This is a genomic window from Rhodococcus sp. D-46, from assembly GCF_011290655.1.
Lineage (GTDB): Bacteria > Actinomycetota > Actinomycetes > Mycobacteriales > Mycobacteriaceae > Rhodococcus_F > Rhodococcus_F qingshengii.
The window spans coordinates 1-25364 of the sequence record NZ_JAANTF010000003.1 but is presented as its reverse complement, the minus strand read 5'-3'; the positions used below and the strand labels follow the sequence as shown (position 1 = coordinate 25364).

General features: G+C 62.1%; 20 protein-coding genes and 1 rRNA gene. 9 read left to right on the top strand and 12 right to left on the bottom strand.

All coding sequences use genetic code 11. From position 1 onward, the window contains the following. Positions 1-6: 6 nt before the first annotated feature. The 4 genes from G9U53_RS08130 to G9U53_RS08115 all read right to left on the bottom strand — a co-directional run bounded on the left by G9U53_RS08130 (position 7) and on the right by G9U53_RS08115 (position 4974). Positions 7-1116: a DUF917 domain-containing protein gene (locus tag G9U53_RS08130; RefSeq protein WP_058039287.1), complete on the bottom strand. Its 1110-nt coding sequence runs from the start codon at positions 1114-1116 to the stop codon at positions 7-9. Next, entirely contained in the window at positions 1113-2693 is a 1581-nt protein-coding gene (locus G9U53_RS08125; protein WP_058039288.1) for a hydantoinase/oxoprolinase family protein, read from the bottom strand. The genes G9U53_RS08130 and G9U53_RS08125 overlap by 4 nt, the downstream gene beginning before the upstream one ends. Positions 2694-2723: 30 nt before the next feature. Then, positions 2724-4091 (bottom strand): cytosine permease, encoded by a 1368-nt coding sequence (locus tag G9U53_RS08120; protein WP_007727143.1) that lies wholly within the window; start codon positions 4089-4091, stop codon positions 2724-2726. 151 nt (positions 4092-4242) lie between these two features. Beyond that, positions 4243-4974 (bottom strand): SDR family oxidoreductase, encoded by a 732-nt coding sequence (locus G9U53_RS08115; protein WP_054828021.1) that lies wholly within the window; start codon positions 4972-4974, stop codon positions 4243-4245. 244 nt (positions 4975-5218) lie between these two features. Between G9U53_RS08115 and G9U53_RS08110 the strand changes: the two genes are divergently transcribed. Continuing rightward, entirely contained in the window at positions 5219-5359 is a 141-nt protein-coding gene (locus tag G9U53_RS08110) for a hypothetical protein (protein WP_003941170.1), read from the top strand. Here G9U53_RS08110 and G9U53_RS08105 read toward each other — a convergent pair. After that, complete coding sequence (locus G9U53_RS08105; RefSeq protein ID WP_058039289.1) at positions 5347-5673, bottom strand: hypothetical protein; 327 nt, start codon at positions 5671-5673, stop codon at positions 5347-5349. The two genes, G9U53_RS08110 and G9U53_RS08105, sit on opposite strands and share 13 nt — an antisense overlap. A gap of 141 nt (positions 5674-5814) precedes the next feature. Here G9U53_RS08105 and G9U53_RS08100 point away from each other — a divergent pair, with 141 nt between their 5' ends. The 6 genes from G9U53_RS08100 to G9U53_RS08075 all read left to right on the top strand — a co-directional run bounded on the left by G9U53_RS08100 (position 5815) and on the right by G9U53_RS08075 (position 15975). After that, positions 5815-6117, top strand: a complete 303-nt coding sequence (locus G9U53_RS08100; protein WP_232329970.1) for a ribosomal protein L7/L12 — start codon at positions 5815-5817, stop codon at positions 6115-6117. Between the two features lie 428 nt (positions 6118-6545). Beyond that, positions 6546-8399 carry a BCCT family transporter gene (locus G9U53_RS08095; protein ID WP_058039290.1) on the top strand — a complete coding sequence of 618 codons (1854 nt, stop codon included), beginning with the start codon at positions 6546-6548 and terminating at the stop codon, positions 8397-8399. A 122-nt stretch (positions 8400-8521) separates the two neighbouring features. Next, positions 8522-12415, top strand: a complete 3894-nt coding sequence (locus G9U53_RS08090) for a Pls/PosA family non-ribosomal peptide synthetase (protein WP_165638654.1) — start codon at positions 8522-8524, stop codon at positions 12413-12415. Between the two features lie 11 nt (positions 12416-12426). After that, positions 12427-13728 (top strand): M1 family metallopeptidase, encoded by a 1302-nt coding sequence (locus G9U53_RS08085; protein ID WP_050655931.1) that lies wholly within the window; start codon positions 12427-12429, stop codon positions 13726-13728. Positions 13729-13903: 175 nt separating this feature from the next. Then, positions 13904-14392: a hypothetical protein gene (locus G9U53_RS08080; RefSeq protein ID WP_172827109.1), complete on the top strand. Its 489-nt coding sequence runs from the start codon at positions 13904-13906 to the stop codon at positions 14390-14392. Between the two features lie 11 nt (positions 14393-14403). Then, the gene (locus tag G9U53_RS08075; RefSeq protein WP_050655914.1) at positions 14404-15975 is read left to right on the top strand and encodes a flotillin family protein; all 1572 of its coding nucleotides are present in this window, start codon (positions 14404-14406) and stop codon (positions 15973-15975) included. A 45-nt stretch (positions 15976-16020) separates the two neighbouring features. Here the strand turns inward: G9U53_RS08075 and G9U53_RS08070 are convergent, their stop codons facing one another. Then, a complete protein-coding gene (locus G9U53_RS08070; RefSeq protein WP_052959811.1) occupies positions 16021-17295 on the bottom strand; it encodes an MFS transporter in 1275 nt (424 codons plus the stop codon). Further along, complete coding sequence (locus tag G9U53_RS08065; RefSeq protein ID WP_007727164.1) at positions 17295-17939, bottom strand: GntR family transcriptional regulator; 645 nt, start codon at positions 17937-17939, stop codon at positions 17295-17297. The genes G9U53_RS08070 and G9U53_RS08065 overlap by 1 nt, the downstream gene beginning before the upstream one ends. A gap of 175 nt (positions 17940-18114) precedes the next feature. Here G9U53_RS08065 and G9U53_RS08060 point away from each other — a divergent pair, with 175 nt between their 5' ends. Further along, a complete protein-coding gene (locus tag G9U53_RS08060) occupies positions 18115-19236 on the top strand; it encodes a GGDEF domain-containing protein (RefSeq protein WP_058039321.1) in 1122 nt (373 codons plus the stop codon). 14 nt (positions 19237-19250) lie between these two features. Here G9U53_RS08060 and G9U53_RS08055 read toward each other — a convergent pair whose 3' ends face one another. From G9U53_RS08055 to G9U53_RS08040, 4 genes are all read right to left on the bottom strand, one after another. After that, positions 19251-20048: an SDR family oxidoreductase gene (locus tag G9U53_RS08055; protein WP_047269707.1), complete on the bottom strand. Its 798-nt coding sequence runs from the start codon at positions 20046-20048 to the stop codon at positions 19251-19253. A gap of 77 nt (positions 20049-20125) precedes the next feature. Then, the gene (locus G9U53_RS08050; protein WP_165638570.1) at positions 20126-20824 is read right to left on the bottom strand and encodes a class F sortase; all 699 of its coding nucleotides are present in this window, start codon (positions 20822-20824) and stop codon (positions 20126-20128) included. Between the two features lie 129 nt (positions 20825-20953). Then, positions 20954-22408, bottom strand: coding sequence for a hypothetical protein (locus G9U53_RS08045; protein ID WP_242692479.1), 1455 nt, complete (start codon positions 22406-22408; stop codon positions 20954-20956). Positions 22409-23028: 620 nt separating this feature from the next. Further along, positions 23029-23487 (bottom strand): carboxymuconolactone decarboxylase family protein, encoded by a 459-nt coding sequence (locus G9U53_RS08040; protein ID WP_007727180.1) that lies wholly within the window; start codon positions 23485-23487, stop codon positions 23029-23031. Positions 23488-23534: 47 nt separating this feature from the next. Here G9U53_RS08040 and G9U53_RS08035 point away from each other — a divergent pair, with 47 nt between their 5' ends. Next, positions 23535-24929, top strand: coding sequence for a PLP-dependent aminotransferase family protein (locus G9U53_RS08035; RefSeq protein ID WP_082661499.1), 1395 nt, complete (start codon positions 23535-23537; stop codon positions 24927-24929). A gap of 310 nt (positions 24930-25239) precedes the next feature. Here the strand turns inward: G9U53_RS08035 and rrf are convergent. Continuing rightward, positions 25240-25356: ribosomal RNA gene (rrf, locus tag G9U53_RS08030) — 5S ribosomal RNA — on the bottom strand. Between the last annotated feature and the right edge of the window lie 8 nt (positions 25357-25364).

The following is a 25364-nucleotide window of genomic DNA, read 5'->3' as shown; positions in this document are numbered from 1 at the left end:
GGCTCGCTATTCTGCCAGTACAGGTTGCTCGAGTGTCTCCACCGGCAGGAACGGGCGATCGAGCCCGAAGCTAGCCGGGCCGAAGACCGCCAGTGCCTCCGGGGTTCTCATGATGGGTGGGGTCGCGATCCCGATGACCGCAACGCGCTGCCCGTACCGCAAGCCCTCGGTGGTGACGGGTTCGGCGGTATCGGCCTCGACGATGCAGATCAGGTCTGGCACGATCGCCACCATCACTCCGGATTGGACGGCGATCAGATTTTCGTTCTGGAACTGAACTTCCAGCTCTTCGTCTCCGACGCCGGCGATCCGCACCGAACCCCGAGCGAACCCCTCATCGGTTCGCCGGTCGACATCGATCACCTTGCCGTGAAAGAGAACTCGCCCGTATCCGTAGAGCGTGTCGGCGAGACTGTCGACAAGCGCCTGCACCGGGTCCACCCGCTGCTCACGTGAAAGTCTGATGGACCGGCCGATGGTCATGGCCAACGACAGAGTCCGTGGGATCGCCGTCCGCTTCACATCTGCACCCGTCATCGAGTACTGCGCGATGTGCGCCATCCCACCGAACCTCGACGTCACCCCGCGGGCGAGGCCCTCCAATCTGCTGTTGTCACTTCCGGTGTCGAAGATCGCCACCTCGTCGTGCTCGTTCGCCATGGCGAGCGGACTCGCCGAAATCCCGTACACCGAGAAGGTTTCCATCTCGAGCTGAGGAAAGGCTCGTCCCATCCCGTCGGCGTCGACAACCGGCAGGCCGCGCCGTGCGGCCACCAGCAACGGAATCATCGAATTGATTCCGCCGCACTCCATCGGCATCGTGGCATCTGCAGTTCGACCCGTGTGCTTCTCCAACGTGATCAGCGCCAGCTCGGGTTCGGTTCCGCGCGGCATCTTTTCGACCACGACGGTCGGGGCACCCATCTGCGCGACGGGAATCACCCACGCGTCGTCGTCAAGCTCCTCCGGATCGAGAATTGTGATTTCACCGGCCTCACCGAGCGCCTGCGTGACCAACATCTTGCCGACGAACGGATCTCCCCCGCCGCCGGTGCCCAACAAGGCTGCGCCCCTGGCGAGGTCGTCGAGATCCGCCGTTCGTAGTGTCCAACTCATCGTGAGCCCTCCTGACCGGTGGAGACCAAACCACTGTGCAGTGCCAAGTCACCGACTGCCTTCACTCGAATACGTGTTGCGTTGCCCGGCAGATACGGAATCGGGACCTCGTCGAACTCCACGATCTGCACCGACTCGGGCCGTGCGCCTGCGGCGACTGCCCGATCGATCGCCTCCTGGCGAGCATCGTCGGCAAAAACCTGCCGGTGCCCGTCCCGCACCGCTTCGACTCGATCTACCTCACCACTGACCTGCGCGATCGCAGCGCCGATCGCATTGGCAACATCGAAGCGCTCAGGACGAATCACCGTTCCCAGGCCCGGGAGTTCACGCTCCAGCAGTACCGATCCCCCGCCAACCGCCACAACGGGAAGTGGATCCGACGTGGTCCGCATCTGTTCCACGGCGTCGGCGACTCGGCGCGAGATCCGGTCGAGTGCCGTCGACACCAGGCCGCGGTCGAGGTGCGCCACCGCACTGCGATCTCCGACGTCGACCAAGCCTGCCGCGACGGCTATGTCGGTGGCCGTCAACGTGTCACCGCCGAATACGAGTGCCCGTGAACCCAATTCGTATCCCACAGATTCGGGTCCGACTGTGAGTCCGTCTGCATCCACCACCGAACCACCACCGATACCGATCGAGAAGACGTCCGGCATACGGAAATTGGTCCGTACCCCCGCGACCGTCACCTCCGTGGTGGCTTCTCTGGGGAAACCGTTGGTCAATACGCCCACGTCGGTAGTGGTGCCCCCGATGTCGATCACCGCACAGCTGGCCAGACCGGACAGAACAGCGGCGCCTCGCATGGAGTTGGTCGGCCCCGAAGCGAAAGTCGCCACCGGATAACGCCTCGCGTACTCGATGTCCATCAAGGTTCCGTCGTTCTGGCTCAGGTACAGCGGCGCGACAATGCCGTGCTCGACCAAAGATCGGGCAAGACCGTCGACGATGTGATCGGCGAGCTCGCGCAGCGCAGCATTGATGATGGTCGCGTTCTCCCGCTGGAGTAGACCCACTCGACCGATCTCGTGCGAGAGCGAAATTGCGACGTCCGGGCCGAGTTCCTCACGCACGATCTCCGCGGCGGCCGCTTCGCATTCGAGATTGACCGGAGAGAACACCGAAGATATTGCGACCGAACGAGTACCGCTGCGAGCCATATCGGCGGCATGGCGGCGAATCTCGTCGGGGTCCAGCGGCGAGATACGACGACCGTCGAACTCGTGCCCACCGTGAGCGAGGTAGTGCCTTCCTTGCACAGCGGAGACCAGGTCTCGCGGCCACCCCACCATCGGCGGAAGCGCGGCGGTCGCCGGAAGCCCCAATCGCAGAGCCGCTGTCGGTGCAAGTCCGCGTTGCTCGATGAGAGCGTTGAGAAAGTGCGTCGTGCCGATCATCACTGCTTGAACAGCGCTGGGAGAGAACGAGTACTGCTGCTGCAGCGCCGCCAGAGCTCCGCCGATTCCGCCGGTGATGTCCTTGCTGGTCGAGTGTTTGACATGCCCGATGACGGTGGTCCCGTCCATCAGGACCGCATCGGTGTTCGTACCACCGACGTCGATTCCGATTCGCATCGCGAACTCCCTTCTACAGTGTGTGCCGTGCTAGTGCGTGAGCGCAGATTTTCCCGAAGTCTCTTGCGGCGCTTCGGTTGCGGTGCGTCCGACTCCGCGAATCAGGCCGAGTCGACCCGCGACGACGTAGAGAACGAAGGCCGAGGCCACCGCGTTGATCGACGGCAGGCCGAAGGTGCTGTAATGACCGATCAGCGCCGAGACGATCCAGATCACCAGCGTGGCCGGTACCCAAGTGGGTGCCGAGTTCGGGAGGGTACCCGCAGCTCGACTCTCCTCCAGATCCTTGCGCCATGTCTTGACGATGAAGTATTCCGCCACCATGATCCCGGCGATCGGCGGGAATCCGACGCCCAACAGGATCAGGAAGTCGGTGAACGAGTTCAGGATTCCGGCTGCCGCGAGGACCGAACCGGTGATGCCGACAACTGCTGTGACAACTGCGCGATTGATCCGTCGACCGAACACGACGTCGATGAAGTTCACGACGCCGAGCCCCGAGCTGTACAGGTTCCAGTCGTTGATCTTGAAGGTGCCGAGAACGATGATCAGAACGCCGACCCAACCGACCGACGAGAGAATGATCGTGGCGATGTCGGAACTGCGAACGGCATGGGCAAGGAGAACACCGGTCAGCCCGATCACGTATTCGCCCAACGTTATTCCGACGAGCGTCTGCTTCACGACATCGCCTGCCGTGCGGTTGAAGCGCGTCATGTCAGGTGTGATCACTGCTCCGGCAATGAAACCGCCTGCGACGATGGTAGTTCCGGCGAGGAAGCTGAGCTCCGGCCCGGCTGGAGCAGATGTCATCAGATCTGACAGCGAGTGATTACGCAGTTCGGCGATGACGGCCCAACCGACCAGGATCAGGAACAGCGGAACGGTGATATTGGCGATCAGTTGCATGGATCCGAACCCGCGAAGGACTATCGCGGTGATCAGGAGACCGAAGGCCAAAGCCCACGCCCACTGCGGCAGAAACGGCATGATTCCGTGCAAACCTGATGCAGAGACAGCAGATTGAATGCCGAACCAACCGATCAGGCTGACCCCGATCACCAAACCGATCACCGCGGAACCTGCGTGCCCGAATCCACACCAGCGTGCGACCACCGATGTGTTGAGCCCTTCACGAACCCCGATGATGCCGATGAAAATACAGACGACCTCGAGAATCACCGCCCCGACTGTCAATGCCCAGAAGGCATTCCAGAACGTCATACCGTAGCCGAGCGTCGCACCGAGCAAGAACTGTGCGAGTGCCGATACCTGACCGAATCGCTGTACTGCCACCGAGAACCACGAATATCGTGCTTCGTCGGGAACGCGGGTGAGCGCGTAGTCGTCACCGTCGGACACTTCACCGCCGGCGGCGGTCGTTGACGTGTTTTTCATGACGGACTCCTCGAATAGTTGGGAAGTGTTCTCGGAGAAGACGGTACGAATGTGGCCAGGGTCACGCCTATGGGCGAATTGGCGTTTCTTCGTGTTACGACAATGCATTTCGCACAGTCGTCATTTCACACAGTCGCCAAATGGCACGGGTCTAACGCAACGCGTATCCGCCGTCGGGGTACAGCGTGGAACCCGTTGTGTACGTGTTGGTGAAGAGATAGAACACCGCTTGTGCAATCTCGTCTTCGTTCCCGACGCGGCCGAGCACGTTGTTCTCGGCGCTCCAGGTGAACGCGGCCTCCCGAACCTCCGCCGGGCGCTGAGCCCACAGATGCCCGTCGATGGTTCCGGGAGCGACAGTGTTGACGCGGATCGGCGACAGTTCGACCGCCAGCCCCCGCCCGAGCCCCTCGATTGCCGCGTTGGCTGCAACGTATGCCGCGGCAGCTGCGGGTGGCCGCACACTGGCAGCGCCGGACATGAGGACCACCGATGCGGTGGGTGTCAGCTTGTCGAGCGCAGCGTGCACGACGCGGTACTGCCCCCAGAACTTGGAGGTGAACGGCGACGCCGCTTCCTCGACGCTCTGTTCACGGAACGAGCCGACCTGGTAATCGGCAGCCGTGGTGAAGAGAGCATCGACGCTGGGGATGTTGGTGAAGAACTCTTTCACCGAGTCGTCGTCGGAGGTGTCGACGGTGAACCAGTGCGCAGCCTCACCCAGCTGCGCGGCCGCTGCTTCGAGCTTGGATGCGGTTCGGCCACCGAGAACTACCTGCGCGCCGGCGTCGACGGCAAGCTGCGCCACTCGCAGCCCGATGCCTGTTCCGCCGCCGATCAGTACGACGGTCTTGCCTGAGAGAGGAGAAGGTGTCGTTGTCATGCAGCGACTGTAGGGCTCACCGAATTGTCCCGACATGTGCAGAACGCACAGATTTCACTACGGAACAGTGCTAAGTATCGAGACTTAGCTGGTAGAGGACACCGCCCCCGGGGATCTCGCTTGACGACGTTTGCTGCGTCGAAACTGCCTTCACATGTACTCCTCCTTCGAGTTCGCTTGTAACAAAACAACTCCCACGACCGAAAATGTCGGTGAACCACAACAGCGAAGGGAAGTAACGACTATGGGATCAGCAGACGTCATGGCCTGGCTCGCCGAGGGTTACCTCGCCGGCGATCCGATTCGCTATCCGCTCTACGTCGGATCGATGTTCCTCGCGATGCCGTTCCAACTGATCGGCGTAATTCTGGGTCACCCCTTCTGAATCGTCACATCAGGCCAGGGCGGTCGACGTAGAACTGCCAGGGTTGCGATCACCGCGGCCGCCAGCCCGATGAACTCCCCCATCAAAGCCGCCCTGGTGTGATCGACGGCCGGTGACCACGACGGCTCACCCTCGTGGATCGAGAACACTCCCACTGGCACCGGTATCGGGTCGCCCCGCCACCGCCGGTGTAGACGCGAAACCGTGATGATCGTCGATCCGTCGCTGGTCTGGTGCGGTTCTCCGAAGATCATCGAGGTCCCGGAATCCGCCCGAAGTCGCTCCACCGCATCACGAATCTCCATGATCTCCATCGTCGCACCGAAACAGCAGCCCTGTGCGAGTATCGATCGATGGCCGAGTGGTGGAATCCGAGCAGGCGCGTCGAGCGATGGTGGCAGACGATTGGCCTCGTCCTGCTCGTAGTCGTAATCGGTCCGAGCACCATCCATACAGTGACCACGGAACCGACAACCGGTAATTGGGTTCGCCTGGCAATCTGGCTTTTCGCGACGGCCGGATTTGCCTACGGCACCGTCCAAGCCTGGCGAAACAGGAACAAACCTCAGTCGGTGTGGTGGGAAGGGACGACTGCCCCCACCGAAATACCCGCCGACGACGTCCGTAGCGCACTCGCGTCGACTGACGACCGTATTCCGGCAATCAAGGCACTACGCGAACTGCATCCGGGCTTGGGTCTGAAGGATGCGATGGATCTGATCGACGCTCAGCGGGGCGAACAGGGCCCGCATCACTGATAGTTGCGACCATCACAATCACAGTTAGGTATCGACACCTGACCGCCACGATCGGGCAAGCACACCAGGAGTTAACCACCTGACAGACAGGCTGTTTCGCCGAGTTTGACAAATGTGGTCAATCGGTGAGCGTCGACTCGACCGATTCAACTCACCGTACCAATCGAATTCGCCGTTCAGCATTCCACTCATGGCCCAATGCCACTATTACCCAACGATTTACAACCGGAACTACGGTATCCAGTGAGAACTTTCGCGACAGTGCAGCATCTTTCGTCCAGTTGAGTTGACCGAAACTTGACGTTACGTTGAATTTCAAAGCAATAGCCCGGTCTTGACCTGCGATGGTGTGAGCGCAACGCCCACCTACGCGTGACACGTGGCTGCCCGTATGGGCGCTGTGAATGCCTGAACGTTCGAGGAGTGGAATGACTGCGGTCAAAACTGCGTGGCGTGAACTACGGAAACCCGTGTTCATCCCCGCGTCGATAGTGATCTTTGCCCTGATCGCCTTTGCCGTGATCTATGCGGGAACCGCTGCGGATGCTTTCGAAACTCTCAACAACGCGATCAGCGACGGCGTCGGCTGGTGGTACATCCTCTCGGCTACCGGTTTCGTGATCTTTGCGCTGTACTGCGGAATCAGCCGCATCGGCAACATCCGATTGGGACGTGACGACGAGCAGCCCGAGTTCGGCATGCTCTCGTGGTTCGCGATGCTCTTCAGCGCCGGGATGGGCATCGGCCTCGTGTTCTACGGAGTAGCCGAACCCCTTTCGCACTACGTGACCCCACCCGTCGCCGGGCAGATCGCCGGATCCACGGACGCCGCAGCCAATCAAGCGATGGAACTGACGCTGTTCCACTGGGGCCTTCATGCATGGGCGATCTACGTCGTCGTCGGCCTTGGTCTGGCGTACATGACCTACCGAAAGGGTCGCCCGCTGTCGATCCGGTGGCTGCTCGAGCCGCTCCTCGGACGGGCTCGCATCGAAGGAAAGATCGGCCACGCCATCGACGTCGTCGCCATCGTCGGCACGCTGTTCGGTGTCGCGACGTCGCTGGGCTTCGGTGTCCAGCAGATCTCGGCCGGCCTCGACTACCTCGGCTGGGTGGAGACCGACAACTGGTTGGTCATCACCATCATCGTCATCGTGACGGGCATGGCCACCTTCTCGGTCGTCTCCGGCGTCACGAAGGGCCTCAAGTGGCTCTCCAACATCAACATGATGCTTGCTGCCGCGCTGGCCCTGTTCGTCCTGATTCTAGGACCGACATTGTTCCTGATGCAGTCGTGGGTGCAGAACCTCGGCGGATACGTCCAGGCCTTGCCCGAGCTGATGCTGCGCACGTCCCCGTTCGCCGAAGACGGCTGGCAGGGTGCATGGACCATCTTCTACTGGGGTTGGTGGATGAGTTGGGCACCGTTCGTCGGCATGTTCATCGCGCGCATCTCACGCGGCCGCACCATCCGCGAATTCGTCTTCGGTGTGCTGCTGGCCCCGACGCTGGTCGGTTCGTTGTGGTTCACGATCTTCGGTAACTCCGGCATTCTGCGTCAGCGCAACGAGGGCACGATGCTCGACGCATCCGGCGCAGTGGACACCAACACGTCATTGTTCACGCTTCTCGACGGACTTCCGCTCGGAACGATTTCGAGTGTTCTCGCGATCGTCGTGATCGTGTTCTTCTTCGTCACGTCCGCGGACTCCGGCTCGATCGTCATCGACATCCTCGCGACCGGTGGCAGCTTGGAGACCTCCAAGATCACGCGTGTCTACTGGACGTTCCTCTCCGGTGCCGCGGCCGCAGTTCTCCTCATCGTGGGTGGCAGTGGATCGCTCACGGCGCTGCAAACCGTTGCCATCGCCACGGCGGTACCGTTCTCGGTCATCATGGTGCTGGCATGTCTGTCGATGCTGAAGGCGTTCCGATACGAGGTCGCTTCAGCACCACGCTACCTGCGGGTTTCTACAAATGCCTCGGCATCGACCGACGTTCCGCAACCCACCGAAAAGCGGCTCCGCGATCTGAAGATCTCGTCGACCTTCGCCGGGCTGACCCCGTCACAAAGCGGAATCATGACGGATCCCTCCGACGCCCACATGCTCGTCGCGGTCCACGAAGTTCCCGCCCATGCGGTCAACATCGACCCGGATACCGGCGCCGTCGACTTCTCCGAGGAATCGAAGGTCGTCGATCCACTGGGCGGAGAGGTGTTCGACACACCCGAGTTCGCCGACTCGGCAGAAGGCCACGCGCAAGCTGCCAGTACGGACTGACCGGCACGTTCGGCATGTTGCATTAGGCATATCTGTTCACCAACTCGCAAACTTGTCATGAGACTTTCAACTCGACAGTTCGCAGGACTCTAAGTTTCGTGAGTAGAACAGGACCAACGGGTTTGCCACTCCAGTCGCAGTCGGAGACGGAACAATCTTTCGGGATTCCGTCCGTATTCCTACGGTCGGCGCATGCACCTGCGCCGCGCACGCTCATCGACATCGTGCGGGCCTCAGCCGAGGCCAACCCGGAAGCACCTGCCATCGACGACGGCGACACCACACTGTCGTACTCGGAGTTGCTCGACGAGATCGAGCTCGGTGCGCGCTGGCTCGGTGATGCCGGCGTCGGCGCAGGTGACCGCGTCGGAATCAGGATGCCGTCAGGTTCGCGTTCGCTGTACGTCGCGATCCTGTCGATCCTCGCGGCGGGCGCCGCCTACGTTCCCGTCGACGCCGACGATCCGGAAGAGCGCGCCGAGTTGGTGTTCGGCGAGGCGCAGGTAGCGGCGATCATCACCGGCGACGGAATCCAGCCGGGGACGGCGCCGAAGCGGCTCGAACATCCACCGGTTCGCGAACCCGAACCCGAGGACGACGCCTGGATCATCTTCACCTCAGGATCCACGGGCACCCCCAAGGGCGTCGCGGTCACTCACCTCAATGCCGCTGCCTTCGTCGACGCCGAGGCGCGCATGTTCCTCCAGGACGAGCCCATCGGGCCTGGTGACCGCGTCCTCGCGGGACTCTCCGTGGCATTCGACGCGTCCTGCGAGGAGATGTGGCTCGCGTGGCGCCACGGCGCCTGCCTCGTCCCGGCTCCTCGTTCGCTGGTTCGCAGCGGCATGGACCTCGGCCCGTGGCTGGTCTCGCGTGACGTCAGCATCGTCTCCACTGTGCCGACGCTTGCGTCTCTGTGGCCGGCCGAGGCCCTCGAAGCCGTTCGACTCCTGATCTTCGGCGGCGAAGCCTGCCCACCCGAACTGGCCGAACGCCTGGCCGTCGAGGGCCGCGAGGTCTGGAACACTTACGGCCCCACCGAGGCAACCGTCGTCGCCTGCGGCGCACTGATGGACGGCAAGAGCCCCGTCAGCATCGGCCTCCCCCTCGACGGCTGGGACCTTGCCGTCGTCGACGCCCAGAGCAATCCCGTCGCGGTCGGTGAGGTGGGCGAGCTGGTGATCGGCGGCGTCGGCCTCGCCCGTTACCTCGATCCCGCGAAGGACGCCGAGAAGTACGCGTCGATGCCCTCGCTCGGGTGGGATCGCGCCTACCGAAGCGGCGACCTAGTCCGGCTCGAGACCACCGGCCTGATGTTCCAGGGCCGCGCGGACGATCAGGTCAAGCTCGGCGGCAGGCGCATCGAACTCGGTGAGGTCGACAACGCCTTGCAGAACCTGCCGGGTGTGAGCGGCGCTGCCGCAGCCGTGAAGAAGACGGCAGCCGGCAACCAGCTCCTCGTCGGATACGTCGCCAGCACGGATCCCGACTTCGATCTCAAGGCCGCTCATGCACTGCTCAGCGAGCAGCTACCAGCAGCCCTCGTGCCGCGTCTGGCGTTGATGGACGAACTTCCGACGCGTACGTCAGGCAAGGTCGACCGCAATGCGCTGCCGTGGCCGTTGCCCGGCGCCGGTGAAGATGCCGGGGCCGCGTTGGGCCTCGACGGCACCGCTGCCTGGGTTGCCGGCCTGTGGGGATCGATCCTGGGAGCCCAGATCACCGGACTCGACGACGACTTCTTCGAAGTGGGCGGCGGATCCCTCTCTGCTGCTCAGTTGGTGACCGCCCTGCGCGAGCGGTTCCCAGAAGTGACCGTCGCACAACTCTACGACCATCCGCGGTTGGGATCGCTCGCCGAATATCTCGACGAATTGGCACCCACCGAAACTGTGGAGCCGCGCATCGTCGCTCCGACACCCTTGAAAACTCAGCTGGCGCAGATCGCCGTCACCGTTCCACTCACGACGCTCACCGGACTGCAGTGGGTGACGTGGCTGGCGATCGCGAACAACGTCCTCGGCTGGTTCGTCGACGTCAGCTGGGCGCCCACGGTCTCGTGGTGGTGGATCCTGTTGGCGTTCATCCTGTTCATCACACCGATCGGCCGTATGACCATCGCCGTCGTCGGGGCGCGCCTGCTCCTACGCAAGCTGGAACCGGGCACGTATCCGCGAGGCGGTAGTGAACACCTGCGTCTGTGGATAGCGCTGCGACTCACCGAAGCCAGTGGCGCAGCCAACCTTTCGGGCGCACCGTGGATGCTCTACTACGCCCGCGCCCTCGGCGCCGACATCGGCAGCGGCGTCGATCTCCACACACTTCCTCCCATCACCGGCATGCTCGAACTCGGTGACGGCTGCTCCGTCGAACCCGAAGTCGACCTCTCGGGCCACTGGATCGACGGCGACGTCATCCACATCGGCGAGATCAAGATCGGTGACGGCGCCTCCGTCGGTTCACGCTCGACGCTTCTGCCCGGCGCGCGTATCGGTCGCGACGCCGTCGTCGAACCCGGATCTGCGGTGTTCGGCCGAGTGAAGGCAAACCAGCAGTGGGCCGGCTCCCCCGCCACCAAGGTCGGGAAAGCGAATCATCCTTGGCCTGCCGAACATCCGAAGCGTGCACCCGGCTGGGTGCCGGTATACGGCGTCACCTCGGTCTTCCTGGCCGGTATGCCGATCTTCGCGCTGATGGCCGGGATCGCATTGATCGGTTGGTGGATTCGCGACACCGACACGCTCGCGAGCGCAGTGCTCCAATCGCTGATCATGCTTCCCGTCGCGACCATCCTGAGTTTGCTCGTCTTCGCAGTCGTCACCCTTGTGGCCGTTCGTCTTCTCTCGATCGGGCTGACCCCCGGTTACCACCCTGTCCGCAGCCGCATCGGCTGGCAGGTGTGGGCGACCGAACGCCTGCTCGACTCGGCCAGAACCTTCCTCTTCCCGCTCTACGCGAGCCTGCTGACGCCGGGATGGCTCCGCCTTCTCGGCGCCAAGATCGGCAAGAACGTCGAAGCATCCACCGTGCTCCTCCTTCCCAAGTTCACGACGGTCGCCGACGGTGCATTCCTCGCTGACGACACCATGGTTGCGAGCTACGGCCTCGGCGGCGGCTGGATGCACATCGAACAGGCCAAGATCGGCAAGCGCGCGTTCCTCGGCAACTCCGGTATGACCGCCCCCGGTCGACGCGTCCCCAAGAACGGTCTGGTGGCGGTTCTGTCGGCTACCCCGTCCAAGGCCAAGTCCGGATCATCGTGGCTGGGTAGTCCACCGGTACGTCTGAGAAGGGCTGCCGGAGACACCGACGCCGCCCGCACGTTCAATCCGCCGATGCGACTCAAGATCGCCCGCGGAGTGGTCGAAACCTGCCGACTGATCCCCGTGATGGTCACGTTCGGCATAGGTCTCGGTGTTCTGTTTGCACTCGAAGCACTGGTCGGCGCCGTCGGATTCTGGTTCGCGGCTCTGTTGAGCGGCGTAATTCTGCTCGTCGCCGGAGCAGTGGCGGGCGCGATCACCATCGCCGCCAAGTGGATCGTCGTCGGGCGCATCGCCAAGGTCGAGCATCCGCTGTGGAGTTCGTTCGTCTGGCGCAACGAGGTAGCCGACGCGTTCGTCGAAACCGTCGCGGCGCCGTGGTTCGCTCGCGCAGCGACTGGTACGGCCGTACTGAACATCTTCTTGCGTGGACTCGGGGCCAAGATCGGTAAGGGCGTTTGGTGTGAGTCGTACTGGCTACCCGAGGCAGATCTTGTGACTTTGGGCGACGGAGCGACAGTGGAACGGGGGTGCGTCGTGCAAACTCATCTCTTCCATGATCGGATCATGTCCATGGACACCGTCACTTTGGGAGCAGGAGCAACGCTGGGACCGCACTGTGTCGCGCTACCCGCAGCCGGCATCGGCGCGGGAGCGACGGTAGGGCCTGCATCTCTGGTGATGCGAGGTGACACCGTTCCGCCCTCCACCCGCTGGCAGGGCAACCCGATTGCACCGTGGGTGGCGTCGTGAAGCCGAACCGAATGCTCGAGGAGCCGATCGATCCGTACCTGCCGCTCAACGGCAACCGCGGGTACCGCGTGTCCCGGTACGAACTGGAACTGACGTACAAGGTCTTCAGCAACCGTCTCGCCGGCAAAGCTGTCATCACCGCTGTCACCACCGAGAGCCGATCCAAGTTCAGCTTCGACCTCGCACAGAACCTGCAGGTGTCCAAGGTGTCCGTCAACGGTGCCCGCGGCACCAAGTACGCGCACTTGAACAACAAGCTGATCCTCACGCCGTCTACCAAGATCCCCGCGGGCGGTGCCCTGTCGGTCACCATCGCGTACAGCGGCAACCCCGAGCCGATCAAGAGCCTGTGGGGCGAAGTCGGCTGGGAGGAACTCGACGAAGGAACTTTGGTCGCAAGTCAGCCCAACGGCGCGGCGTCCTGGTTCCCGTGCGACGACCATCCGATTTCCAAAGCATCGTACCGAATCTCGATCACCACCGATTCCCCGTTCTATGCCCTCGCCAACGGCAAGCTGATCCGCAAGCAGACCCGTGCGAGTCAGACGACGTGGGTCTACGAGCAGACCGAACCGATGGCAACCTACCTGGCAACCATTCAGATCGGTCAGTACGAGCACCGGCAGGTGAGCGCCGGGCCGGTACCGGTCTTCGCCGTTCACCCACCTCGGCTGCGAGCAGCGTTCGACGTCGACTTCGGGCGCCAACCCCAGATGTTGGAGGTCTTCGGAAAGCTGTTCGGGCCGTATCCCTTTGCCGACTACACCGCTGTGGTCACCGACGACGAACTCGAAATCCCCATCGAAGCGCAGGGACTCTCGATCTTCGGAGCCAACCATTGCACGGGCAGGCGCGGTTCCGAACGTCTTGTCGCACACGAGCTTGCCCATCAATGGTTCGGCAACAGCCTCACTCTCGGGCAGTGGTGCGACATCTGGCTGCACGAAGGCTTTGCCTGTTACGCGGAGTGGATCTGGTCCGAGAATTCCGGTGGCCCGTCCTCGAACCAACTCGCGACAAACGCCTATCAAGGGCTCGGGCGTAAATCTCAGGACTTGATCGTCGCCAATCCCGGTCCTGCCCTGATGTTCGACGATCGAATCTACAAGCGGGGCGCATTGACTCTGCACGCCCTGCGCGGCGTTCTCGGAGACGAGAAGTTCTTCGAACTGATCCGTCAGTGGACCACGAAGCATCGACACAGCACGGTCAGTACCGAGCAATTCACCGATCTCGCTTCACGTTTCACCGACACTCCATTGCGCCCACTGTGGGATGCATGGCTGAATCAGCGCTCCCTGCCTCGTCTCTGACGCTCTCTCACCGCGATATCACCACGCCGAAACATTCCGAATGCGCCGATTATCTTTGTCTTACCTTTACTATAGAGGTGGGCCGAGGGACGACCCCGACAACACAATTCTCAGGGCGCGCTTCCTCGACAGGTAGATCGGGGGATCGATGTTCGTTGTATTCACAATATGTTTCGTGACCGGGGTCGTGGCCCTGGTCGGAGCCTTTGCCGTCGGCGAGGTTGCAGATCTGGGCGGCGGCCACGCAGACGGGCTGCCATTTCTGAGCCTGACAACCTTGGCCACAGCACTTTTCGGCTTCGGCGCCGGCGGCGTAGCTGCCACTCTCGCGGACGCTCCGACATTGGTAGCGGCGATTGCAGCACTCGCACTCGCCGCCGTTCTCGTTGTCGTCACGCGCGGCCTACTTCTCCCCTATCTCCTTGAACAACAAGATAATTCGCACATCGGACGAGCTTCGTACTCCGGGCTGTTGGGCACCGTCACTCTCACCATTGCAGCCGAAGGTTGGGGAGAAGTCTCGTTCGTCGACGCCGAAGGCAATCGCGTGCAGGCCAAGGCCGTCAGTGCACAGCCGATGGCGCTCACCACCGGCACCACCGTCTACATCGCCGATGTAGACGATCAATACCTTCACGTCGTCACGGTTGACGACGCGATCTAAGGACTCGATACATGCTGCCAATCATCATCATTGCGGTTGTAGTCGCAGTAATCATCTTCATCGTTCTCCCCGCGATCTACGTGAAGAACTACGTCAAGGTCCCGCCGAACGAAGTGGCGGTTTTCACCGGACGAGGCAAGCCGAAAGTCGTCCGCGGCGGAGCCCGGTTCAAGATTCCGGGAATCGAACGCGTCGACATCATGTCGCTCGAGCCGTTCAACGTCAGCATCAATCTCAAGAATGCGCTCTCCAACGACGGTGTTCCGGTCAACGTCGAGGCAGTCGGCCTGGTACGAATCGGTTCCGCCGACGAAGCGGTTCAGACAGCGGTGCAACGATTCCTGACCTCCGACCTGGACGAACTCCAGCAGCAGATCAACGAAATCCTCGCAGGCAGCCTGCGCGGAATCACCGCGACCATGACGGTCGAGGATCTGAACTCCAACCGCGATTCGCTCGCACGCAGCGTGGTCGAGGAGGCAGGCGGCGACCTCGCACGCATCGGCATGGAAGTCGATGTCATCAAGATCGCGGGAATCTCCGACTTCAACGGCTACCTCGAATCGCTCGGTCAGCGCCGCATCGCCGAGGTCAAACGTGATGCCGCGATCGGAACTGCTGAAGCAGAGCGTGATTCGCAGATCCAGTCGGCAAAGGCGCGACAGGCAGGCTCCGTCGCACAGGCCGAGGCCGACACTGCGATCGCGAGTGCAAATCAGAAGCGCGACGTCGAACTCGCTCGCCTTCGAGCACAGACCGAAGCCGAGAACGCCGAAGCCGACCAGGCCGGACCACTCGCGCAGGCAACGGCCGAGAAGGCCGTCGGCATCGCACGTGAGCAGGCCGAGGCGGCCCGCGTCGAAGCTCGCACCGAGGTCGAGCGTCGTCGCGCCCAGCAATCGGAAGCGGCATTGCAGGCAGATGTCATTGCACCGGCCGAGGCCGAACGCCAAGCCTCCATCGCACGCGCAGAGGGTGAGCGACAGGCCGCGATCCTCCGCGCCCAGGCACAGGCCGAGTCAGCAAGGCAGGCCGGCGGGGCTCAGGCCGATGCACGAAAGCTCGTCGCCGACGCTGTTCGCTCCGAGCAGCAGGCTGATGCCGACGGCCTTCGAGCACGTCTGGAAGCCGAAGCTGACGGCCGCAAGGTAGCGGCCGACGCCGTTCGCGCCGAACAGCAGGCCGAAGCGGATGGTTTGCGCGCCAAGCTCGAAGCCGAGGCTGCCGGTAAGCGTCAGATCGCCGAGGCGCTCAATTCCTACACCCCGCAGGCCGCGCAGTTGCTCACTCTGCCTGACGTTCTGGCAGCACTGGTCGACGCCACCGCAGCAGCAGCGAAGCCGGTCGGCGACATCGATCGGATCTCCATCGTCGGCGGAAGCGACGGGGCGCAGGGTTCGATCGGCTCGATCCTGGGCATCAGTCCCCAGGTGATTGCCGGTGTCATCGAAACTCTCGAAAGCTCAGGCGTCGATATCACCGGTTTGCTCAACGGCCTGAACAAGACCGCATCGGTTCCGGCTGGTTCGGTACACAATTCGGTCCACAATTCGGAAAACGGTTCCGCAACCGTGGACGCGTGATTTCGCCCCGGTCCGCCGACTCTCGCAGGAGTCGGCGGGCCGGCTTCACGCGCTCGGAAGATGTGAACGCGACTTGAAGAGAATCAGAATCAAGCAGGCAGCGGCGGCGGCTGATCCGAACAGCAGAGTCACCGTGTAGCTCAGTGCCGGAATGCTTTCCGACAGCATCGCCAGCAACGCAGGCACCGCGAACCCGATGTAGGTGATCGAGTAGAACACCGCGGTCAATCCTGCCAGATCGTCCGGCCCCGCGATTCGCTGGATCTCCAGCAACCCGGACACCAGTGCCATGCCGTACCCGCAACCGAGGATCGCTGCAGCCACGATCGCGATCGCCACGGTCAGCGTCGACGCAACCAGAGCAGCACCGGCCATACCGACCACCAGAAACACCAGAGCCACAACGGCGCCACGAGCACTGCGGTCGGTGTCGATCTTGCGCCCCAACGACTGAATCGCGAATCCGCATGTCAGCGCGACCATGCACAGCAGAGCCGAAAAGGCCACGGGCGCATCGCCACTGTGCCCGGTCATGAGCGCCGGAATAACTGCATACGCGACACTGGCGGCACCGAACACCCACGGCGCCAACGGAACGACGACGTAGAGGAATCTGCGGTGACCTGCCGAGGGGATCTTGAGGTCGTCGATCAACCTGCGACGGTCGGATTTCGCCTGTGCCGGTCGTGTTTCGGGCGCACGCCACAGCGCCATGGCGGCGAGGACGGTGATCGCGATGTGCAGCACGTACGCCAACACACTCGGCATGGGCGCCCACTGCGCCAAGATTCCCGCAGCACCCGCTCCCAAGGCGAAGCCCGCGGTCAGACTCATCGCTGCTCGCCGAGCACCTGCGCCTTCCGACGCCGTCGGGTCCCAAGGTTGCGTGGACAACTCCTTGACCCAGGAGCCGCCGACGGCCATACCGATCCCCAAGGCAATGCCACAGAGGATTCTTCCCAGGATGAGAGCAGCGGCGGAGTCCGCCCCGAAAGCGAGCAGCGTCGAACCGGCGATCGCGATGATCGGCGCGGGGAGCATGATCGGGCGTCGACCCAATCGATCGGACAGCGGGCCGCCGAGCAGCAGGGCCGGCACAATTCCGACGACGTAGGCGAAGAGGAAGAAATCGACCATCACCGGCGAATAGCCGTGGTCGAGTCGGTACATCACCAGCAGTGGGGTGAATTCGTTTCCGCCCCAGGCAGCGGCGAACATACTGGCGGCAACGGTCAGCCACAGCCACTTTCCGCCGGAGAGGCGTTCACCCTCGAGACGAGTTTCGGCCGCGGTCCCAGCGCCGATCGTTTGGGTGCTCATCACAGAGTTCCTTCGAAGCCGAGGCCGTGGACCTGGCGCATGTGTGTGAGGACGGCAGTGTTGTATCCGTCGGCATCGCCTGTGTCGACGAGGTCGGTAAGCGCGGTGTGATCGGCAAGGATGCGCGAGAGTTGGCCGGGGTCGCGTGAGATCGACCGGGCTGTCATCCGTCGTTGCCTGTCGCGCAGACTCGCGTAGAACGAGTCGAGCAAAGGGTTCCCACCGGCGGCAACGATCATCTTGTGGAAGTCTGCATCGATTGCGCTGAACGCGGCCACGTCCCCGCGATCAGCAATCTCACGTTGCTCGATCAGATTCGCGCGCAACGCTGCGACAAGCGCTTCCCGTGCGTGCGGTCGGACCGACACCACTCGAACGCTCTGAGTCTCGACGAGCTGTCTGGCACTGACTACGTGTTCCGCTTCCCCATCCGCGACCGGGACGATCAGCGCCCCCTTCTTCGGATAGAGGCGCATCCAACCTTCCGATTCGAGACGCAGAAACGCCTCACGCACCGGCGTTCGGCTCACATTGGTCCGTGCAGCGATGTCACCCTCACTGATCAGCTCCCCGCCGGCGAGCTCGCCGGAAAGGATCAGCTCCTTGACTTCGCGGAAGACGGTTTCGGAAGCGGAATACAACATAGACACAAGATGTATTTATACTCCATGCTGGCGCAACGCAGACATCCGGGTCGCCGATCCGAACATCTCGGTCCGATGCGGCATCGATCCAGTTAGCATTGCAATGTGCCAGACAGAAGAGGAATCAGTTCGCGATGAATGGCGCACGCTCCAGCCTTCGAGGACTGATGCACTCATGACATCGCAGATGAAGTCGATGAGGACGCTGACCCGCGAGTGGTTGATTCTTCCCGATCAATACGACCGCTTCACTCGCTATCTCCGCGACAACGGCCTCACGACCGCCACCCGGCTATTACTTGGCATCATTGTCATCGGACTGGGAGTGTGCGCACTACTGAACAGATTCAGCCCTGCCGGTCCGACAAGCACGATTGCGCTGTTCTTCAATACTGTTGTCGTGATCTCGTGCTTCGTAGTCGGAGTCTCATGGTGGGTCTTCGGCCCCACAAAGCGTCGCTCGTTCGGTTTCGTGGTCTTCTGCGACATCGCGGTCACGATCTCCGTCGTTGGAGATTCCTCCCAGCTCGCACGATTGCTCACCTGTGTCATTTTTGCTCTGGTCGGCATCTACATCGCCTACTTCCACAACCCGAAGTTGCAGATCGCGCACATAGCTTTTTCGCTTCTTGTGATCGCGGTGGCTGCGCAGCCAATTCTGTTCGGGCCGGATCGCGATCCAGCCCTTGGTGTTTCGAAAGTACTGGTCGTCATCACCGCGTTGGTGGTCTGCGCATTCATCTCGCAGATCGTGCTGACGATGCTCAGCATGGATGCTTCCAGTTCCGACCTCGATCCTCTCACCGGCCTCTTGAACCGTCGTGGCCTCGACCGCCACGTCGAGAAGGTACTCGGGGGGTTCCAGCGTCAAGAATCTGCGGCACTACTCGTGATCGCGATCGACATCGACCGGTTCAAGACGATCAACGACGTGCACGGCCACGACGTCGGCGATCGCATCATTCTCCGGGTATCGCAGCGGTTATCCGCCTGGGCACACGCCGATGCTGTCGTCGCGCGGGTCGGCGGCGACGAATTCATCCTCGTTCAAAGACTTTCCGTGCCAGCCATCGGACCGATGCTCAACTCGATCGGACCGGCAATGCACTCGAATACCGACGAGATACCGTCGACTTCGAGCATCGGAATCGCCGTGCGTACCCACAAATTCGTCGCCGGAGAAGACCGCGCAGCAGCGTTCACGGACATGCAGAAAGTCGCCGATTCGGCGATGTACGAAAGCAAGAGACTCGGCGGCGGACGCGTTCACACGATCGTCACCACCGCCGGCAGGTAGCAGTACGCACAATTTCAGTAGTAGACCGGCCCTGGCACTCCTCCACCCGCTGCCACTGCGTCACCGGTGATCGCGATGCTTCGCGGCGATGCCAGGAAGGTCACGACATCAGCCACCTCTTCGGCGTCGATGATCCGGTGTATCGAATTCGTCGCGATACCCCGCTCCACCTCCGCCTGCGAGCGGCCGGATTCTTCCGACTCGCGCGCAATCCGCGCGGTCAACCTCTCGGTCCTCGTCACGCCCGGATGGACGACGGTGACGTTGATTCCCTTGGGGCCCAGCTCGTCTGCAAGATTCTTGGTCAGTGCAGACACACTGACGTTGCGGATCGTGTGGGCGATCGAAGTTGCCTGTCTGGCACCCAAACCGCTGATGTTGATGATCCGACCCCAACCCTGATCGATCAGATACGGCGCTACAGCGCGCGCAGTTCGCAGGTACCCCAGCACTTTCACTTCGACTTCGTCTCGCACGACGTCGTCGGTGGTCGCCTCGAAATCCGTCGGCTTTCCGGCGCTGAACGGCGTCGCTGCCGAATTGACAAGAATGTCGACACCGCCGAACTCCTCTACCACTTGCCGCACCGACGCCTGAACCGCGTCGTCGTCTCGCGTATCCGTCACGACTCCGATCGCACGAATTCCGAACTCCGAAACCAAATCTCGTGCAACGCTTACGACGGTTCGCTCAGTGCGCGCGAGTATCGCGATGTCGACCCCTTCAGCGGCCAGACCTCTGGCGATTGCCAGACCGATCCCCTTGCTACCACCGGCAACGATCGCACGCTTTCCAGACAAGTGAAGATCCATACCTGCGACACTATCCAACAGGCGATCCCCGATCGCTACGAAGAGGGATCGGGGACCGTCGGAATCATTCCTGTGTCTCAGAGCATCAGATCCGCGTACAGGTAGACGTTGTCGGCGTAGTTGCCCACCCCGTCCGCGAATTGCAGTTCGCCGCCGCAGGTTACGACTGCCAACTTACGAGGGCCCTCCGGGCCGGCCAGCACGCTTTCCTCCACACCATCGGCCTTCGGGCGCGTCGTCACCGCAGTCACCTTCCACGACGTGCTCTTACCCGTCGCGTCGGATGTACGGATCACTTCACCCGGCTCGATCGTGCCCAGGTCGAACAGCGCGCCGTTACCCTGGCCGGTCAGATTGACGTGTCCGGCAATCAAGGTCGTGCCGGTGGCGGAATCGAGAGATGCACCGTCGAGCCAGATTCCGACGTTCTTGACGTTCTCCGGCGGAGTGAGAACTCCTTCCGGCACGGTGGCGTCCACGATCGGCGTCTGAACACCGACCGGGTCGAGCGAAAGGGTGTTGGGAGTCATCAACGCATCCGTAGGCGTTGCCGGATTCGCGGAGTGCGACATGACAACTCCCGGACTCGGCGGGATCGCAGCATCGTCATCGGAGGATCGCAGGCCGACGAAGGCCATGGAAGCACCGGCGACCAACACCGCGATGAGAGCCAGAATGAACGCGACACGACGCCCTTTGCCTGGACTCGCGGGCTGATCGTGGTTGGGATCGTCGTATGGATTGGATGGATTGGGATCCGACTCGTACATGGTCATCGAACTGTCTCCTGAGGGATGAGGCGCCCCCGGCACCTCGTGCGAATTGACGCCCCCTGCGTCTGATCAATGTCGGCACCGATCACACGAAGCGTGATCGGTGCCGACGTCTACTACACGTGCCTGGTGTCAGGATCGCTTGCGGCGGAGAGCAACTGCTCCGGCAGCAGCCATTCCGACAAGCCCGAGGCCCGTCACTGCGACGGCGACGTTGCGGCCTGAATTCTGTTCAGCAGCACCACCGTCGATGGCAACCGGGCGGGGGCCAGTGGCCGGCTTCGGAGCCGACGGCGCCGGAGTTGCGGGAGTTGCAACCGGCTGCGACGGAACAGGTGCACCCGGAACTACAGGCACGACCGGCACAATCGGCACGATGGGCACGATCGGAACAATCGGCACGATCGGAACGACCGGGGTTGCAGGCGTCGTGGTGGCCGGTGTGGTCGTTGCCGGTGTGGTTGTTGCCGGTGTGCTCGTTGCCGGTGTCGTCGTGGGTGCTGCTGCATATCCGACGCTGGCAGATGCATTCATCGAAGCCGGCCGAACGGTGTCGAACGACGCGAAGATCTGGCACTGTGCGCCTGCCGTGTTCCAGTGCAGGTTCTCGACCGAATCCGGAATGACGCTTGCAGTCACCGAGTAGTCCCCGCCGGCCGCAGCGGTGAGGCAAAGATCAACAGCAGTCGGTGCGTCGCCGCGGCCGTCGACCGTCAGTTGGTTTGCAGTCAACGTCGCCTTGGCATTGTCACCACAGACGGTCAGTTCGGTGCCCGCCGAGGACTGAACAGTGATCGGCTTCCGGTACATATTCGTATTCAGGGTGAAAACGGCAGTCTCGCCGGCCTTCAGAGTCCCCGTCGCGGGTGTCTTGCGAACGAGGTCGAGCGTCTGCGTGACGTTCATGATCTCGACGATGCGAGCTCGCTCGTCGTCACCGATGTTCCTGTCGCACAGGCTTTTGAAATCGGCCATCAGCGGATTGTCGTAGTCCGAGACACACCACACAAGCGTCTGCCGCGCCGAACGTGCATCCTCGCTGCCATTTCCCGAAACGACACCGTCGAGTTTGGCGGGATTCTGCAGCAACCAACTGATGACAGCGAGATCGTCGGCTGACAGATCGGGATTGCCCGAAGACGGCACCGTCGCACCCATCTCGTCGTTGTGCTTGTCAACCGGCAAACCGTTCTCGTCGACACCGGCACACGGATCGAGATCGAAGTCCGTGCAGTACATCCATTCCGACTTCGCAATTCCGTCGACGTCGCGGACACCGCAGACCGGAGCATCCACCGCGGCCGAGGTACCCCGATCGGTGGTGCCGTACATCGGCACGATGTTGCCGTCGTTGTAGTGATCCAGCCGAATGCCGGAGATGTCGAGCATCTGCTCCGAGGGCGTGTACTCGGTGCCCTCACACAACCCGGCGGTGAACGCCGGAGCGGTCGCGGTTCGCACCGGCATCGGCGCGGACACAGCTGGCGAAGCAAAAGCAACGCTACTACCGGCGACCGTTACGGCAATAGCTGCAGTTAGCGAGAGCCGGAGAACAAGCGGCCTACGCCGTGAACCAGACACAGTCATCAAAGCTTCCCTTTCAAGACATTTCGGTAGCGGGACGGTTGCCTGGATTCCCAATACCACGCCACCCAGCGCTCACTTCCGAGAGGATCAGCCGATCACTTTTGGCAATCAGCCAGTTACTGAATGGCAATGTAGTGCATGTTTCAAGAAAGATCACCCAATCGTCGAGCACCCAGGGCGCAGCTTGGACATTCGGATGACGAGTTAGCCATGAAGGTGACTGAACCTTTGTCCAACCGCACAACAATCGCGATCCCCCCAAAATCTGCTCATCCAACCGCGACGTTCCCGACATTTCGCCAACGCTAGCCAGTCGGTAACTTGGACATTCTGGGGAAACTCACAGGAAGGGGCGTTTTCAGCTCGCGCGCAAAAGAAGGGGCCCGCTATGCGGACCCCTTCGCCGGAAACTTCCGACCGAGACTGCTTTGTCGGGATTCGGGCAACTTGTAGATGACCCAGAACAATCTCCACTCACATTATGTGATTTGCCTCACATTCAAAGAATCTGTTGGTTTTGTTCACACCCTGAACCAATCTTTTGGTCCTCTTTGCGCCGATTACCCAGATCTCCGACGGCGGAACCCTGCCCTGCCGGAGAGCGGAGCACGAGCCTCGGATCAGTCTCGGACCGGAGGCGCCTTCCTCGTGGTAACCGCAATGCGATTCCACGCATTGATCGTCAAAATGACGCTGATGAGCTGAGCCAGTTCCACGTCCGAGAATTCGCCGGCAGCCTCGCTGTACACCTCGTCCGGAACGAAACCGTCGGTGAGGACTGTCACGGCCTCGGTCAAGGCGAGCGCGGCACGTTCACGATCGGAGTACATCCCTCGCGCTTCTTCCCATGCGTTCAGTAGGTAGAGCTTCTGCTCCGTCACGCCGACCTTTCGTGCGTCGCGAGTGTGCATGTCCAGGCACCATGCGCAATGATTCAGCTGCGACGCACGCGTGAGGACCAGCTCGACGAGCGTCGGCTCCAGCCCCTTGCGTGCAGCGGCATCCAACGCAATCATCGCCTTGTAGACCTCGGGCGCCAGCTTTGCGATATCCAGTCTTTGTCCTGTTGCTGTAGTCATAACTCAAACGGTAATCCCGGAAAGACCCGGAAACATGGTTCAATCCGGTGGTGAATTCGTGGGCCAATCTTGGGTTCGATCTACATATCGAGCTGCCACAGGGAATCGGGGTTCGCGCTGCACTGCTTCAGACCCTTCGCGACGCGATCGACAGTGGACTGCTGAAGCCCGGCACCAGACTCCCACCTTCCCGCACCCTCGCGCTCGACCTCGGAGTTGCCCGAAACACCGTTGCGGACTGCTATGCCGAACTCGCCGCAGCTGGGTGGCTTGTCACACGGCCTGGTTCCGGGACCCTGGTCGCCACGCTCGCCAGCACACACACCCGCGAGGTCGAGCCATCACCGACTCGACGACGCTGGACCTACAGCCTTCTCCCTGGATCGCCCGACGCGTCGGCGTTTCCCCGCGCTGCATGGATTTCGTCCGCCAGACGTGCTTTGACCACCGCGCCGACCGACGCGTTCGCGACTACTGATCCCAGAGGCCGAGTCGAACTCCGAAACGCCCTCACCACATACCTGAGCCGCACCAGAGGCGTTCGCGTCGATCCGAACTGCATTGTGATCAGTGCCAGCTCGGGTCACGGGATCTCCCTCCTTGCCCGCGCACTCGGAGGAACGATTGCGGTCGACGCTTTCTGCCTTCACCTGCACCGGCAGTTGCTCGCCGACGAAGGGCTGCTGACAGTTCCCATATCGGTTGACGAATCAGGCACTTGCACAGACGAATTGGCGTCTACTTCTGCTGAGAGTGTTCTGCTGACGCCGACCCATCAGTTCCCTCTCGGCGGTCCCCTCACACCGGCGAGGCGCGCGACCGCTCTCGAATGGGCCACGACTACGGGTGGCGTCATCATCGAGGACGATTACGACGGCGAATTCCGTTACGACAGAAAACCTGTCGGTGCACTCCAAGGAATCGCACCGCAGCACGTTGCGTACCTGGGCACTGTCAGCAAGACACTGTCGCCGGCCATTCGCATCGGATGGATGGTGTTGCCGGACAGGCTGATCGAACCTGTCCTCGCGACAAAGGGACCCTACGAACGCTGGGTAAGTTCAACGGATCAATTGACCTTGGCGGACTTCATCGAATCCGGAAGATTCGACAGCCATATTCGAAAGATGCGCACCTCGTACCGACGACGACGCGATCAACTGGTTGCGACACTTGCGCAGCAAGTACCCCAGGTCAGGGTCGAGGGGATCTCCGCGGGACTTCACGCTGTGATCCGTCTGCCCTCCGGCACCGAACAATCTGTTCTTGCAGCGGCCCAGGCGCGCGACCTCGGGCTCGAAGGGCTGTCGGTCTTCCGACATCCCGACGTGTCGTCAGTCGGCGGTGACGGCATCGTCGTCGGCTACAGCACGCCGACGCAGTCGCAGTACTCGAGGACGCTGGATGTGCTCTGCGAGGTGCTGCAGGCGACTCTGCGATAACGCCTGTCGGATCTGCCCATCCGCTCACCTGCCCTGCCCTGCCCTGCCCTGCCCTGCCCTGATGGTGTGAGCGTACCGTTCCCCTCGTCCAAGAGGGTGAGAGTGCCGTTCACTCCATGCCGGGGTGCCGGCGGCGTGCCCGCCCTTGATGGTGCGAACGGTACGTTGGGTCGATCTGAGGCGACGAACGTGCCGTTCGCTCGAAGTCGGGGGTGCCGGCGGCGGTGCTTTCGGGTGTTGGCGGGGTGGGGTGTTTTGGGTACGAGAAAGCCCCCCAACCAGTACTGGTTGGGGGGCTTCTCTAATGTGTGTTCGGCGGTGTCCTACTCTCCCACACCCTGTCGAGTGCAGTACCATCGGCGCTGAAGGGCTTAGCTTCCGGGTTCGGAATGGGACCGGGCGTTTCCCCTTCGCTATGACCGCCGTAACTCTATG

Excerpts from the sequence above, each read along its gene's own strand:
- G9U53_RS08045 (WP_242692479.1), bottom strand. The coding sequence starts at position 22,408 with ATGACTGTGTCTGGTTCACGGCGTAGGCCGCTTGTTCTCCGGCTCTCG.
- G9U53_RS08130 (WP_058039287.1), bottom strand. The coding sequence starts at position 1,116 with ATGAGTTGGACACTACGAACGGCGGATCTCGACGACCTCGCCAGGGGC.
- G9U53_RS08085 (WP_050655931.1), top strand. The coding sequence starts at position 12,427 with ATGCTCGAGGAGCCGATCGATCCGTACCTGCCGCTCAACGGCAACCGC.
- G9U53_RS08105 (WP_058039289.1), bottom strand. The coding sequence starts at position 5,673 with ATGGAGATCATGGAGATTCGTGATGCGGTGGAGCGACTTCGGGCGGAT.
- G9U53_RS08110 (WP_003941170.1), top strand. The coding sequence starts at position 5,219 with ATGGGATCAGCAGACGTCATGGCCTGGCTCGCCGAGGGTTACCTCGCC.
- G9U53_RS08040 (WP_007727180.1), bottom strand. The coding sequence starts at position 23,487 with ATGACTACAGCAACAGGACAAAGACTGGATATCGCAAAGCTGGCGCCC.
- G9U53_RS08095 (WP_058039290.1), top strand. The coding sequence starts at position 6,546 with ATGACTGCGGTCAAAACTGCGTGGCGTGAACTACGGAAACCCGTGTTC.
- G9U53_RS08050 (WP_165638570.1), bottom strand. The coding sequence starts at position 20,824 with ATGACCATGTACGAGTCGGATCCCAATCCATCCAATCCATACGACGAT.
- G9U53_RS08070 (WP_052959811.1), bottom strand. The coding sequence starts at position 17,295 with ATGAGCACCCAAACGATCGGCGCTGGGACCGCGGCCGAAACTCGTCTC.
- G9U53_RS08115 (WP_054828021.1), bottom strand. The coding sequence starts at position 4,974 with ATGACAACGACACCTTCTCCTCTCTCAGGCAAGACCGTCGTACTGATC.
- G9U53_RS08125 (WP_058039288.1), bottom strand. The coding sequence starts at position 2,693 with ATGCGAATCGGAATCGACGTCGGTGGTACGAACACCGATGCGGTCCTG.
- G9U53_RS08065 (WP_007727164.1), bottom strand. The coding sequence starts at position 17,939 with ATGTTGTATTCCGCTTCCGAAACCGTCTTCCGCGAAGTCAAGGAGCTG.
- G9U53_RS08120 (WP_007727143.1), bottom strand. The coding sequence starts at position 4,091 with ATGAAAAACACGTCAACGACCGCCGCCGGCGGTGAAGTGTCCGACGGT.
- G9U53_RS08075 (WP_050655914.1), top strand. The coding sequence starts at position 14,404 with ATGCTGCCAATCATCATCATTGCGGTTGTAGTCGCAGTAATCATCTTC.
- G9U53_RS08060 (WP_058039321.1), top strand. The coding sequence starts at position 18,115 with ATGACATCGCAGATGAAGTCGATGAGGACGCTGACCCGCGAGTGGTTG.
- G9U53_RS08055 (WP_047269707.1), bottom strand. The coding sequence starts at position 20,048 with ATGGATCTTCACTTGTCTGGAAAGCGTGCGATCGTTGCCGGTGGTAGC.